At 70.5% G+C, this 12,847-nt stretch carries 12 protein-coding genes; 7 read left to right on the forward strand and 5 right to left on the reverse strand.

All coding sequences use genetic code 11. The features are described 5' to 3' along the window. Positions 1-14: 14 nt before the first annotated feature. Complete coding sequence (locus AC1DWR_RS04645) at positions 15-3,092, reverse strand: AAA family ATPase (protein ID WP_477612977.1); 3,078 nt, start codon at positions 3,090-3,092, stop codon at positions 15-17. Next, complete coding sequence (locus AC1DWR_RS04650) at positions 3,089-4,273, reverse strand: exonuclease SbcCD subunit D (RefSeq protein WP_477612976.1); 1,185 nt, start codon at positions 4,271-4,273, stop codon at positions 3,089-3,091. Before AC1DWR_RS04650 ends, AC1DWR_RS04645 begins: the two co-directional genes overlap by 4 nt. Before the next feature lie 189 nt (positions 4,274-4,462). Here AC1DWR_RS04650 and AC1DWR_RS04655 point away from each other — a divergent pair, with 189 nt between their 5' ends. The 3 genes from AC1DWR_RS04655 to AC1DWR_RS04665 all read left to right on the forward strand — a co-directional run bounded on the left by AC1DWR_RS04655 (position 4,463) and on the right by AC1DWR_RS04665 (position 7,300). Then, positions 4,463-5,944, forward strand: a complete 1,482-nt coding sequence (locus tag AC1DWR_RS04655) for a glutamate-cysteine ligase family protein (RefSeq protein WP_477612975.1) — start codon at positions 4,463-4,465, stop codon at positions 5,942-5,944. A 178-nt stretch (positions 5,945-6,122) separates the two neighbouring features. Beyond that, the gene (locus tag AC1DWR_RS04660) at positions 6,123-6,668 is read left to right on the forward strand and encodes a hypothetical protein (protein ID WP_477612974.1); all 546 of its coding nucleotides are present in this window, start codon (positions 6,123-6,125) and stop codon (positions 6,666-6,668) included. After that, a complete protein-coding gene (locus AC1DWR_RS04665) occupies positions 6,665-7,300 on the forward strand; it encodes an RES family NAD+ phosphorylase (RefSeq protein WP_477612973.1) in 636 nt (211 codons plus the stop codon). Before AC1DWR_RS04660 ends, AC1DWR_RS04665 begins: the two co-directional genes overlap by 4 nt. A gap of 69 nt (positions 7,301-7,369) precedes the next feature. Here AC1DWR_RS04665 and AC1DWR_RS04670 read toward each other — a convergent pair whose 3' ends face one another. Next, positions 7,370-7,990, reverse strand: a complete 621-nt coding sequence (locus AC1DWR_RS04670; RefSeq protein WP_477612972.1) for a histidine phosphatase family protein — start codon at positions 7,988-7,990, stop codon at positions 7,370-7,372. Positions 7,991-8,015: 25 nt separating this feature from the next. On the opposite strand from AC1DWR_RS04670, the gene AC1DWR_RS04675 reads away from it, so the two are divergent. From AC1DWR_RS04675 to AC1DWR_RS04685, 3 genes are read left to right on the forward strand one after another with little or no spacing between them, the layout of a single operon-like run. Next, the gene (locus AC1DWR_RS04675; protein WP_477623747.1) at positions 8,016-8,861 is read left to right on the forward strand and encodes a PhzF family phenazine biosynthesis protein; all 846 of its coding nucleotides are present in this window, start codon (positions 8,016-8,018) and stop codon (positions 8,859-8,861) included. Next, complete coding sequence (locus AC1DWR_RS04680) at positions 8,861-9,400, forward strand: DUF1697 domain-containing protein (protein ID WP_477623748.1); 540 nt, start codon at positions 8,861-8,863, stop codon at positions 9,398-9,400. Before AC1DWR_RS04675 ends, AC1DWR_RS04680 begins: the two co-directional genes overlap by 1 nt. After that, positions 9,401-9,847, forward strand: coding sequence for an OsmC family protein (locus AC1DWR_RS04685; RefSeq protein WP_477623749.1), 447 nt, complete (start codon positions 9,401-9,403; stop codon positions 9,845-9,847). A 23-nt stretch (positions 9,848-9,870) separates the two neighbouring features. Here AC1DWR_RS04685 and AC1DWR_RS04690 read toward each other — a convergent pair whose 3' ends face one another. Both AC1DWR_RS04690 and tdh read right to left on the reverse strand, forming a co-directional pair. After that, complete coding sequence (locus tag AC1DWR_RS04690) at positions 9,871-11,079, reverse strand: glycine C-acetyltransferase (RefSeq protein WP_477623750.1); 1,209 nt, start codon at positions 11,077-11,079, stop codon at positions 9,871-9,873. 4 nt (positions 11,080-11,083) lie between these two features. Then, positions 11,084-12,121: an L-threonine 3-dehydrogenase gene (gene tdh, locus AC1DWR_RS04695; RefSeq protein WP_477623751.1), complete on the reverse strand. Its 1,038-nt coding sequence runs from the start codon at positions 12,119-12,121 to the stop codon at positions 11,084-11,086. Positions 12,122-12,215: 94 nt separating this feature from the next. Here tdh and AC1DWR_RS04700 point away from each other — a divergent pair, with 94 nt between their 5' ends. Continuing rightward, positions 12,216-12,836, forward strand: coding sequence for an L-threonylcarbamoyladenylate synthase (locus AC1DWR_RS04700; protein ID WP_477612965.1), 621 nt, complete (start codon positions 12,216-12,218; stop codon positions 12,834-12,836). The last annotated feature ends 11 nt before the right edge of the window (positions 12,837-12,847 follow it).

The raw sequence follows: 12,847 nt of genomic DNA on the forward strand, positions 1-12,847 counted from the left end.
CTGAGCCTGGCTCGCTAGGCCGCGGGCGCGGCCTCGTCGGTGGTGGTCACCTGCACCGACGAGCCGCGCTCGGTCTTGCGAACCACGATCTGGCTGGGAATGCGGGTGCGCAGCTCGGCGACATGGCTCACGACCCCCACGGCACGGCCGCCCTCGCGAAGGTCGTCGAGCACCGACATGACCTGCTCGAGGCTCTCGTCGTCGAGGGTGCCGAAACCCTCGTCGACGAAGAGGGTCTGCAGGTCGAACCCACCGGACTCCTCGCGGACGGCGTCGGCCAGTCCCAGCGCCAGCGCCAACGACGCCATGAACGACTCACCGCCCGACAGCGACGAGGTGTCCCGCGCCTGCCCGGTCCACAGGTCGAGCACCTCGAGCCCGAGGCCGCTGCGTGCGCCACGGGCCGCGAGGTGGTCCGTGTGCCGCAGCTGGTAGCGGCCCTCTCCCATGCCGGACAACCGCTCGTTGGCGAGGGTGGCGACCTTTTCCAGCCGGGCGGCCAGCACGAACGCCGACAACCGCATCCGGAGAGCATTGTTGGGGCTGGTACCTGCCACGGTGTCGGCGAGCTCCCGAAGCACGTGGTGCCGTGACTCGGCCTCCGTGATCTGGGCACAGCGACGTGTGAGGCTGCCGCGGACGCGTTCCAGACCGGCCAGCGTGCGCCGCACCAACGTGTCAGCCGCCACCGCAGCGGTGTAGGCCGTGTGTGCCGCGTCGCGTGCTGCTGCCAGCGAGGCCACATCGGGAACCGGCGCCTCCAGCGCGCTGAGGACGCCCGGCTCGTCGAGTGTGGTGCGCGCCACCAGGGCAGCCTCGACGTGCGCCGCCACCGCCACTCGCAAACGCGCCACCTCGGCGGCCGGGAGCAGTCCGACTCGTGCCTGGGCGGCATCGGAGAATCCCGCGGCGCGGAACGAATCGCCCGTCACTTCAACGACATCCTCGTGGTCGCGAGTCGCTCGGGACAGTTCGCGAAGGCTGGCTGCGTGGGCCGTTGCGGCGACGACCGCAGCCTCGTGGTGCGTGGTGGTCGCCTCCAACCGGTCCGGGTCAGCCAGGGTCGCGATGAGGTCCTGGTCTGCCGGACCCGGCTCGGCGCACGGGCACGAGTCGCTGTGGGCCGCCACGGCGCTCACCAGCGCCAAGTGCTCCGTCGCCAGCTCGGTGTCGAGCGCGTCGATGCGAGAGGCGGCCGCGGCCGCTTCTGCCCGCAGGCCGGCCAGCTGAGCCGTCAAGGTCTCGACGGCCGCATTGACCGACTCCACGGTCGCCCTCGCGTGGTCAAGCGTCGCGGCCGAGCTGGTCAGCTCGGCGAGGACCTGCCTGGCGTCGACGAGGGCAGCGGCCAGGGCATCCTGGTCACGATCCTCGTCGCCGAGCTGCTCGCGCAGCTGGGCGGCGGTGGCCGCGAGGCCGGCGGCCATGCGCTCCGCGGCGCCGAGCTGCGCTGCTGATGACTGCCAGGCGTCCTCTGCCGCCGCGACGTCCTCGGCGCTGACGAGGTCGCCCGAGGGCGCTGGAGACGGGTGGTCGGGCGATCCACAGACCGGGCACGGCTGGGCCTGCTCGAGCCGGCTGGCCAGCTCGCCCGCCATCGCGTCTAGCCTGGCCTGGCGGCGGTCCTGGTAGACGTCGCGCAGGTCCTGGGTGAGGGTTCGCTGGATGCCGATCGCAGACTCGGCTTCGACCTGCTGGTGGATCGTCGCATCTAGCGCCGTACGGGCTTTGAGGAGGGTGGACCCGTGGGCCACCCGCGCCGTGGCTGCCTCGACCTTGGCCGCGCTCTGCTGGGCCGTCTCCAGCGCCTCGGTCGCCTGAGCTGCCCGCTCCTGGTGGGCTGACAGCGCCGTGGTGGACCGCTCGACTCCCTGCTCGGCTGACCACAGCGTCTTCGCGAGCCGCTCGCGGGTTGCCTCGCGCGCCTTCAGCGAGGTGTGTACCCGCGCTGCGGTGGCGAGGGCGTCGCGAGCGGCGTCGAGACGGTCGACGAGGAGGTCGACGGCTGTCTGCGCGCGTCCTGTCAGTGCCCAGCGCGCAACACCCGGCTCCGTGGAGGTCGCGAGGTCCCGTGCCGACTGCAGGGCCGTCGTGACCCGCCCCAGTGCCTTGAGATCACCCTCGACGGAAGCCGCTCGCTCGCCGAGCTCGAGGCGGGCGATTCTCGCGTCGTGGGCGTCGTGCTCGGCCTCGAGTGCCGCCAAGGCGGACCGCGCGGCCAACCCGCGCCGCCGCCGCGCCGCCGTCTCGCTGGCGGTGGCGTGTGCAGTCGTCGCGGCCGCGTCGGAGAGCCGGGTGGCGTCGACGGCCGCCAGCCGCGCCGTCGACCCGGCATCGAGGGACTTCCTGGCTGCCTCGAGCGCCGACGGGAGCTCGGTGAGCGGCAGGTCGGACCAGTTGCGCGAGCCGCCATCGACCGCCGGAGCATCGGCGAGCACGTCGGCCAGCACGGCGAGATCCGAGTTCAGCGCGGAGCGGTGCTCGGCGACGAGCGTGGCGGACTCCTTGCGCTGCGCGGCGAACCACTCCTCGATGCCGGCGAAGGCCGACACGTCGAACAGCCGCTGGAGCAGCTCGCGGCGCTCCTCAGGCGTGGCACGCAGGAACGCGGCAAAGTCGCCCTGCGGCAGCAGGACGACCTTGCTGAACTGCTCGAGCCCCATGCCGAGCACGTCCTTGACGACGTCGGCGATTTCGTCGTGCCGGGTGCTGAGGGCCACCCACTGACCGCCGCGGTGCTCCCAGAGAACGGCCTTGGCCTGGACCTTGGTCTCGCCACGGCCACGCGACTTGGGCCGGTGGAACTCGGGTGAGCGCTCGATCTTGAGGCGCCGCCCGGTGGCGGTGAACTCCAGGGTGACCGAGGGAACCGTGCCGCGTTCGGCGTGGTCGCTGTGCAGCTGCTTCTTGGAGCGCGCCCCGGGGACGTCGGCATAGAGCGCGAACGCGACCGCGTCCAGCAGGCTGGTCTTCCCAGCGCCGGTGGCGCCCCGGATGAGGAACAAGCCCCCGGCGGAGACGGCGTCGAGATCCACCTCCACCGTGCCGGCGAACGGCCCGAAGGCCGTGACCTCGAGGCGATGCAGCCTCACGCCGCCCCCTCTCGCGCTGATGGCAAGCGCAGCGGCAGCTGCCCCTCGTCCTCGTGACCGGCACGACCGACGCGGACCGCCTCGACAGCCGACGCGAGCACGGCCTGCTCGTCCTGGGTGGGGCCGTGGCCGCCGCGGACGTGGGTCAGGAAGGAGCAGCAGACGTCGAGGTCGGACTCGGCCATGGTCCGCTGGGCATAGCTGCGCACCGACACGGGAGCGCCCTGCGGATCGAACTGCAGGACGAGCGTGTGGGGAAACCGTCGCCGGAGCTGCTCCATCGCGCCCAACGGACGAACCGGGTCGGTCAGGGTGACCTGGCACCAGGCGCGCTCGGCGGTCGTGTGCGCTGGATCGGTGAGCAGGCTGTCGATGTCACCGCGCAGGACGGCCAGCGAACGTTCGACGGGCGCGTCCACCGCCTCGACCTGGACTCCCGACTCGCCGACGTCGACCAACCAGTAACCCTTGGTCTGGGTGGCCTCGCTGAAGGACAGCGCCACGGGGGACCCGCTGTAGCGCACCCTGTCGCCGATCTGCTGTCGCCCGTGCAGGTGGCCGAGGGCGACGTAGTCGGTGCCAGCGAAGATCCTCGGGTGCACCGCGGACACACCACCCACGGAGATGTCACGTTCGGAGTCACTGGTCGCCCCGCCGGTCACGAACGCGTGCGCCATGACTATCGAGCGCCCGCCCCGCAGGGCCCGGTCGGCCTCCACCCTGGCCATCGCAGCCCGCAGCACGCCTGCGTGCGATCGCTCACCGGCGCCCAACGGCTCTGCCGCCACGGCGGGCTCGAGGTAGGGCACGGGGTAGACAGCGACGTCGCCGACGACGACGGGCACGCCGATCGACTGCGCCGCGGTGCGGATGTGCAGCCCGGAGCGCGCCAGCAGGTCGCTGGCGAACCCCAACCGGATGGCCGAGTCGTGATTGCCGCTGGACAGGACCACCGCGGACCCGGCGTCGATCAACCGGGTGACCGCCTGCGAGAGCAGGTCCACGGTGTCGGGCGAGGGCAGGGCGCGGTCGTAGACGTCGCCGGACACCAGCACTGCGTCGATCCCCTCGGCGCGGACCGTCTCCACCAGGTGGTCGACGAAGCTGGCCTGGGCGCCGAGCAGCCCCACCTGGTGGAACGAACGCCCCAGGTGCCAGTCGGAGGTGTGGAGGAACCGCACACCTGCAGGCTAGGAGTGCGCACCGACAGCCGTTGGCAGGCGCGCCCTGCACGTGGTTAGGTCATCACAGAGTTAGGTCATCACAGAGTTAGCTCATCACCGAGTTAGGTCTGACAGCGTCAGGTCATCAGGGCGTTGGGTCCTCCCCGCTCGGGGAGGACATCCCAGCTGCCACACCCAGGAGGTGCCGTGGGCGAAGAGGTCAACGCGCAGAGCTACACGCGCGAGCAGCGCCAGCGTTATCGCGAGAAGGTGCGCCAGAACCTCGACGTCTTCGAACGGATGCTGGCGACCAGCCAGTTCGAGTTCGACCGGCCGATGACCGGGATGGAGATAGAGCTCAACCTCGTCGACGACGCATACCAGCCGAAGTTCGCCAACGCCGAGGTGCTCGAGGCGATCGCCGACCCCGGATACCAGACCGAGCTCGCGCAGTACAACATCGAGCTCAACGTCCCGCCACGTCCGCTGCCGGGCGACTCGGCCATCGAGCTCGAGGACGAGATGCGGGCCTCGCTCAACGCGGCCAGCGCCGCGGCGGAGAAGCGTGGTGCCCACATCGTCGCCGTCGGGATCCTGCCAACGATCATGCCCGAGCACTTCGAGGGTGACTGGATCAGCGCCAACAACCGCTACACCGCGCTCAACGACTCGATCTTCTACGCCCGCGGCGAGGACATCTACCTCGACATCGAGGGCCCGACGGGGGAGCGGATAGCCACCTACTGCGACTCGATCGCCCCAGAGTCGGCCTGCACGAGCGTGCAGCTGCACCTGCAGGTCGCGCCGCAGGACTTCGCCGGACACTGGAACGCCGCCCAGGCCCTCGTCGCGCCCCAGATCGCGCTGGCCGCCAACTCGCCCTACTTCTTCGGCAAGCGGCTGCACGCCGAGACTCGCATCGAGCTGTTCAGCCAGGCCACCGACACGCGCAGCATCGAGCTGAAGAACCAGGCAGTCCGTCCCCGGGTCTTCTTCGGCGAGCGGTGGATCACCTCGATCTTCGACCTCTTCGAGGAGAACGTCCGCTACTTCCCGGCACTCCTGGCGGAGGTCAGCGACGAGGACCCGGTGGCCAAGCTCGCGGCCGGCGAGGCGCCCAACCTGGCCGAGCTGCGGCTGCACAACGGCACCGTCTACCGCTGGAACCGGCCGATCTACGACGTCGTCAACGGCACCCCGCACCTCCGTGTCGAGAACCGCGTCCTGCCGGCCGGCCCCACGCTGGTCGACGTCCTGGCCAACGCCGCCTTCTACTACGGCGTCATCCGCAAGCTCGCCTCCGACGACCGGCCGATCTGGAGCAAGATGAGCTTCGCCGCCGCGGAGCAGAACTTCCACAACGCGGCTCGCGACGGCATCGAGTCACGGCTCTACTGGCCGGGTTTCGGAGAGGTGCGCGCCGAGGAGCTGGTGCTGCGCCACCTGTTGCCGATGGCGCACGAGGGGCTCGCGGACTGGGGCGTCTCCGAGGCGGTGCGCGACCGCTACCTCTCGGTCATCGAGGGCCGCTGCAAGACGAGCACCAACGGCGCCACCTGGCAGACCGATGCCGTCGAGCGCTTCGAGCGAGCGGGAATGGACCGCCAGACGGCCCTGGCCGAGATGCTGCGCCTCTACGCCAAGCACATGCACAGCAACGAGCCGGTGCACACCTGGCCGTTGCCCTGACCATCGGCCCGACCATCGGCCTGCCCACGRCAGGGTCCGGAGCCCATCGGTGAGGTATGCCGCGGGGCCAGCCACGCGGCATACCTGCGCCTCGGGGGCCAGGGCCTCGGGCTGTCGTGCCGGGACGCTATGGTGGTGTCTGAGACCTTGACGCCCTTGACGCACCGGGAGGCACCGGATGGCACCACGCACCCGCACCACGACAGAGGTGGACGCGCTCACTGAGGCGGTGCGCACGAGGATCGAGCTGCGGGCCGCCGAGCTCGCGGCCCAGGGACGCCGCCTCGACCTCGGGGACGTCCAGGACCTGGCCGACCGGATGCTCGCGGCCCTGCCCACCGTGCACCCGCTCGACCAGCCCCTGGGCCCGTTCTACGACACCGCCGGGCTGGTGGCTTGGCTGGGCATCTCGCGCCAGGCCCTGTTCGACAGGATCCGGCGGGGGACGGTGCTCGCCTGCCGCACCGTCGACGGTCACCTCCTCTATCCCTCGCTGCAGTTCGGGCGCAACGGAGCCGTCCGCCCCGGGATCCAGGACGCGGTGGGTGCCTTCAGCCGCAGGGGAGCGGACGGCTGGTCGATCGGCGCGTGGCTCACGACACCGTCAGCAGTTTTCGACGGGCACAGCGCGGTCGACTACCTCGTCGTGCACCGGTCCTCACCGACGGCCGTGTCCAGAGTGGCTTCGGCCGCGGTCGCCGACGCGTCCCAGTGGGCCGCGTGACATCACGCGAGCGCCCCGCGCAAGGACCGCCCCCGGCGGCCTTGGCCGGCTTCCCGGCCCACCGCGTGGACACCGACACCGACCTGTTCCGTGCCCACGGCGTGGACCTGGGGCCGTGGTGGTTCGGCAACGACGGCAGCGGGCGGTTCGACCTGTCCCCACCGCGCGGCACGTGCTACGTCGCCCTCGACCCTCTCAGCGCCCTCCGCGAACGCCTGGGCCCTGTCCTGGGTGGCTCACAGGCGGTGCCCGAGGGCCTGCTGGAGGCGTCCGTCGTGTCGCGGTTGCGGCTCACGGCGGCCCGCGAGGTTGCCGATGTGCAGGATGGTCGAGCAGCGCCGTTCGGCGTCACCCGCGAGCTGGAGTCGATGGTTCCGTATGCCGTGCCACAGGCTTGGGCGCGCGCCTTGGACGAGGCGGGTAGTGGGGGAGTGAAGTACGGGCCGCGCTTCACCCCGGGCGACTCCAGTGCCCTTGCCCTCTTCGACGCCGCCGGGGCGGCGGACTGGCCGGTCGACCCCGACCCCCTTCCGGCGCAACAGGTTCCCGGGGCGCCGACGTCGTTGCCGACTCCGCGACGTGCTGACCTCACCGTCGTGCGGCCACCGCGGACTCGCACCACGCGCGACTGACCCGGCGCCGGTCGTCAACCGTCGTCAAGGCCGTCGCTGCCGTCTGTGCGGTGGGTGCCGTCCGTGTCGTCAGTGGCCGGCGACGGCCGGGCCGTGGTTCCAGACCCGGATGGCGGGCTGCTCGCGGTCGAACTGCAGCACGCTGACCGAACCGGCGTCGAGCAGGAGCTGAGCGCCGAGCCGCGGCTCCTGGCGCAGGAAGACGCTGGCCAGCACCCGCAGGCAGTGGCCGTGCCCGACCAGGGCCACGTCGCCCTCCGCCATCGCGGCCATGGCGCGCTTGACGACGCGTGAGGCGCGGGCGGCGACCTCCTCCACGGTCTCGCCAGGGGTGTCCCCAGTCGGCACGCCGTCGCGGAACACGGTCCAGTCGTAGCCGAGCTGCTCGCGGATCTGGGCCGTCGTCAGCCCTTCGTAGCCGCCGTAGTCCCACTCGAGCAGGTCGTCGTCCACCTCGGGCGTCAGACCGGCGAGCTCGGCGGTGCGCCGCGCTCGCTGCAACGAGGAGCTGAGGGCCAGCACGAAGTCGTAGTCGGCGACGAGCCTCCCCGACTGCCGGGCCAGCTCCTCGCCGTGCGACGTGAGCGGGATGTCGGTCCGGCCGGTGTGCCGCCCGGACTTCGACCACTCGGTCTCACCGTGCCGCAGGAGGACGAGGCGGCCGGCCGGTGGCGCTGGCGCAGAGGTCACGGAGCAAGCATGACAGAGTGGGCGCATGCGCCTGAGGTACCGGTTGCTCAACGTCTTCGCCCTTGCCTCCGACCCGTTCTCGGGCAACCCCCTGTGCGTCTTCGAGGACGGCTCGGGTCTGTCGGAGGACCAGCTGCAGGGCCTGGCCCGACAGTTCAACCTGTCCGAGACGACCTTCCTGGTCCCACCGCGGGATGGGGCTGACGCAGGGGTGCGCATCTTCACGACGACGTTCGAGATGCCGTTCGCCGGACACCCGACCCTTGGAACCGCCCACGTCGCCCGAGACCTCCACGGACTCGGCGACCAGCTCGGTCTGTCCATGCCGGCAGGGGTCATCCCGGTGGAGGCCGACGGTGACCGCTGGACACTGACCGCGAACACCGGCCGGGTCGAGGCCGAGCTCGCCATCGAGGACCTTGCGCAGGCCATCGGACTCGGGGCGGCTGACCTCGTCGGACCGGTGCAGCAGGTGAGTGTCGGGACGTCCCAGGTCATCGCCCAGGCCACCTCGGTCGACGCCGTGCGCCGGGCACGAGTCCGGCCCGAGCTGCTAGCCCGGTATGCCGGGATGGGCGCCAAGGGTGGCGAGACCCTCGTCTACGTGTGGTCGGCGGCGGGGGAGGGGCAGATCGAGGCGCGAGCCCTGATCAGCGACGGCGACGCCGTCTCGGAGGATCCCGCCACGGGCTCGGCCTGCTCCAACCTCGGCGCGTGGTTCGTGGGTCAGGGTCGATCGGGTCGGTGGTCGGTGAGCCAGGGCGCCCAGGTCGGGCGGCCGTCGCTCCTCGAGCTGACCGTGGATGACAACGGCACGGTCCGGGTGGGCGGGCTGGTGCGTCCGGTGGGCTCCGGAGAGGTCGAGCTCTGATGCCCGGCTACGTCGTGTTCCTGCGGGCGGTGAACGTCGGCAAGCGACAGCTGAAAATGGCGGACGCCCGGAAAGTACTGTCCGACAACGGTTTCGGCGACGTCGAGACCTACATCCAGACCGGCAACGTCTTCGTCACGACCCCGATGCGAAGCGTCCCGAAGGTCGAGGCCGAGGTCGGTCGGCTCCTCGGTGAGTCCGCGGGCTTCGACATCGTCGCGATCGCCAGGAAGGCCGCGGAGCTGCCGGTGCTCGTGCAGGCGGTCGACGGCATACCCGATCAGCTGCCGCACGAGGCCAGCCGGTATGTCAGCTTCTGCGTCACGGCGCCCACCGCTGCCGCGACCACGGAGCTGCACGCGTGGGAGGTCGAGGGAGAGCGCGCCACCGTCATCGGCAAGGATGTCCTCCTGGAGCTGTCCGTGCCGTTCAACGAGGTCAAGCTGACCGGCGCCCGCATCGAGAAGATCCTCGGGATCCCGGGCACGGCCCGGAACCTGACCGTCGTCCGCGCCCTGGCGCAGAAATGGGGAACCTGAATGGCCGAAGAGACTGGTGGCACCGGACTGGGACATCGCTCGGTGAGCATGGAACGGGTCTCCAGGGGTGTCTTCGAGGTGACCAACGTGCGCGGCGGCACGATGCGCATCGGGGGAGGGGACGACGCCGACTTCACGCCCGTCGAGCTGCTGCTCACCGCCATTGCCGGGTGCAGCGCCGTGGACGTCGACTTCATCACCGTCAAGCGGGCCGAGCCCGAGGGCTTCACCGTCACGGCCGAGGGCGACAAGCTCCGGGACGACAACGGCAACCACCTGGGCGACATCAAGGTCCGCTTCTCGGTGACCTTTCCCGAGGGGGAGGCGGGTGACAGCGCGCGCGACATGCTTCCCAAGGCGATTGCCATGTCGCACGACCGGTTGTGCACGGTGAGTCGCACCGTCGTGATCGGCACGCCGATCGACAGCGGCCTCGCCGAGGACTAGCTCCGGCGAGGCTCAGGCGACGCTCAGGCGAGGCTGTCGCGCGCCGCCGTGAAGGCCGACACGCACGTACGCACGTCGTCCTCCGAGTGCCCGGCGGACAGCTGCACGCGGATGCGCGCCTTGCCCTGCGGGACCACGGGGTAGGAGAAGGCGATCACGTAGACGCCCTGCTCGAGCATGGCGTCGGCAACCTGCGCGGCCAGCCGGGCGCCGTCCTCACCGGGGAACATGACGGGGGTGATCGGGTGCTCGCCGGGCAGGAGGGTGAACCCTGCCTCGGTCATCAGGGCGCGGAACAGCTCGGTGTTGGAGCGCAACCGGGCGCGCGCCTCCTGGGAGCCCGCCGCGATCTCCAGCGCCTTGAGCGAGCCCGCGGCAACGCTCGGGGCCACCGCGTTGGAGAAGAGGTAGGGCCGCGAACGCTGGCGCAGCAGGTCGACGATCTCCTGGTGGGCACTGACGTAGCCGCCGGAGGCGCCTCCGAGGGCCTTGCCCAGCGTCCCGGTGACGATGTCGACGCGGTCCATCACGCCGAACCGCTCCGGGGTGCCCCGACCGCCGTCGCCGACGAACCCGACCGCGTGGCTGTCGTCGACCAGGACCATGGCACCGAACTCGTCGGCCAGGTCGCAGATCTGGTCGAGCGGGGCGAGGAACCCGTCCATGGAGAAGACGCCGTCGGTGACGATGACCGTGCGCCGCGCGCCCCCTTCGGCGGCGGCCTCGAGCTGCGTGCGCAGGTCGGTCATGTCGGCGTTCTTGTAGCGGAACCGCTTGGCCTTGGACAGGCGGATGCCGTCGATGATCGAGGCGTGGTTCAGCTCGTCGGAGACGATCGCGTCCTGCGCCCCGAAGAGCACCTCGAACACTCCGCCGTTGGCGTCGAAGCAGGACGAGTAGAGGATGGTGTCCTCCATCTGGAGGAAGTCCGAGATCGCCCGCTCCAGGTGCTTGTGCAGCTCCTGCGTGCCGCAGATGAACCGCACGCTGGCCATGCCGAATCCCCAGTCCTGCAACGCTTTTGCGGCTGCAGCCTCAACATCGGGGTGGTCGGCCAGGCCCAGGTAGTTGTTCGCGCAGAAGTTGAGCGCCGCCGACCGCAGCCCGTCTGCTCGGGCTGTCGTGATGTGGGCGGACTGCGGCGAGCTCAGCTCGCGCTCGTGCTTGTACAACCCGGCGTCAGCGATCTCCCGCAACGTCGTGGCCAGCTCGTCCTTCACGGTGCCGTACATCCGGTCAGCTCCAATCCATGATGACCTTGCCGCACTGGCCCGAACGGGCCGCGGCGAAGGCGTCCTGCCACTGTTCGGCAGGGAGGCGGTGGGTGATCACCGAGGCGATCCGGTCGCGCAGCACCGGTGAGTTGCCGAGCATCGAGCTCATGGCGTACCAGGTGTCGTACATCTCGCGCCCGTAGATCCCCTTGATGGTGATCATGTGGGTGATGACCCGGCCCCAGTCGATGGGGAAGGGATCCTTGGGCAGGCCGAGCATCGCCACGCGGCCGCCGTGGTTCATGTGCGCCAGCATGTCCTCGACGGCACTCGGCACACCGGACATCTCAAGGCCGATGTCGAAGCCCTCCTTCATGCCCAGCGACCTCATGGCCTCGCCCAGGTCGGAGGTTCGGACGTTGACGACGAGGTCGGCTCCGGCGTTCTTGGCCAGGTCCAGCCGGTAGTCGCTCAGGTCGGTGACGACGACGTGTCGGGCTCCCACGTGGCGCGCCAGCGCGGCAGCCATCACGCCGATCGGTCCTGCGCCCGTGATGACGACGTCCTCCCCGGCCATGGGGAACGACAGCGCCGTGTGGGTGGCGTTGCCCAGGGGGTCGAACACCGCACCCAGGTCGGGGTCGAGGTCATCGGGCTGGACCCACACGTTCGAGGCCGGGATCACCACGAAGTCGGCGAAGGCCCCGTCGCGGTTCACGCCGATTCCCTTGGTGTGGATGCACATGTGGCGCCGCCCGGCCCGACAGTTGCGACAGGTCCCGCAGACGATGTGTCCCTCGCCGGAAGCACGCTGCCCGACCCTCACCGAGTCGACGTCCTCTCCGACCTCGACGACCTCGCCGTAGAACTCGTGTCCGATGGTCATCGGCGCTGTGACGGTGGAAGCCGCCCAGTCGTCCCACTGCTCGAGGTGCAGGTCGGTGCCGCACAGGCCAGCCCGCAGGACGCGGATCTTCACGTCCGTGGGTCCGGGCTGTGGTTCCGGCACGTCCTTGAGCTCGAGTCCGGGGCCGGCATGGGTCTTCACGAGTGCTCGCACGCCGAACAACATAGTCGGCTGGCGGAAAGGGGAGGTATGCCGCGTGGCTGCGCCGCGTGCGCGCAGGCGCGACCACGCGGCATACAGTCACCCCATGGCCCGCTATCTCGACGTCCACCCCGTTGACCCGCAGCCACGGGCGATCGGGCAGGCGGTGGCGCTGATCCGGGACGGAGGGCTGGTGGCCTACCCGACGGACTCGGGCTACGCACTCGGGTGCGCCCTGGGCAACCAGGAGGGCAAGGAGCGGATCGTGCGGATCCGGCACCTCGACGACAAGCACCACTTCACCTTGGTGTGCGCCGACTTCGCCCAGCTCGGGCAGCTGGTGCACATCGACAACCGGGTGTTCCGCGCCATCAAGGCCGCGACCCCCGGGCCTTACACGTTCATCCTCCCGGCCACGAAGGAAGTGCCACGGAGGCTGCTGCACCCCAAGAAGAAGACGGTCGGCGTGAGGATCCCGGACAACCGCGTCGTTCAGGCGCTCCTGGCCGAGCTGGGGGAGCCGATGCTGTCGAGCACGCTGATCCTGCCCGAGGAGACGGCGCCGATGACCGAGGGCTGGCTGGTCAAGGAGGAGCTCGACCTCCAGGTCGACGCGGTGATCGACGCGGGGGAGTGTGGCACCGACCCGACGACGGTGATCGACTACTCCGACGGGACCCCCGAGGTGACCCGCGTGGGCGCGGGAGACCCGACGCCGTTCGAGTAGACAGATGTTCG

The sequence above is a fragment of the Pedococcus sp. P2_E2 genome, assembly GCF_056403955.1.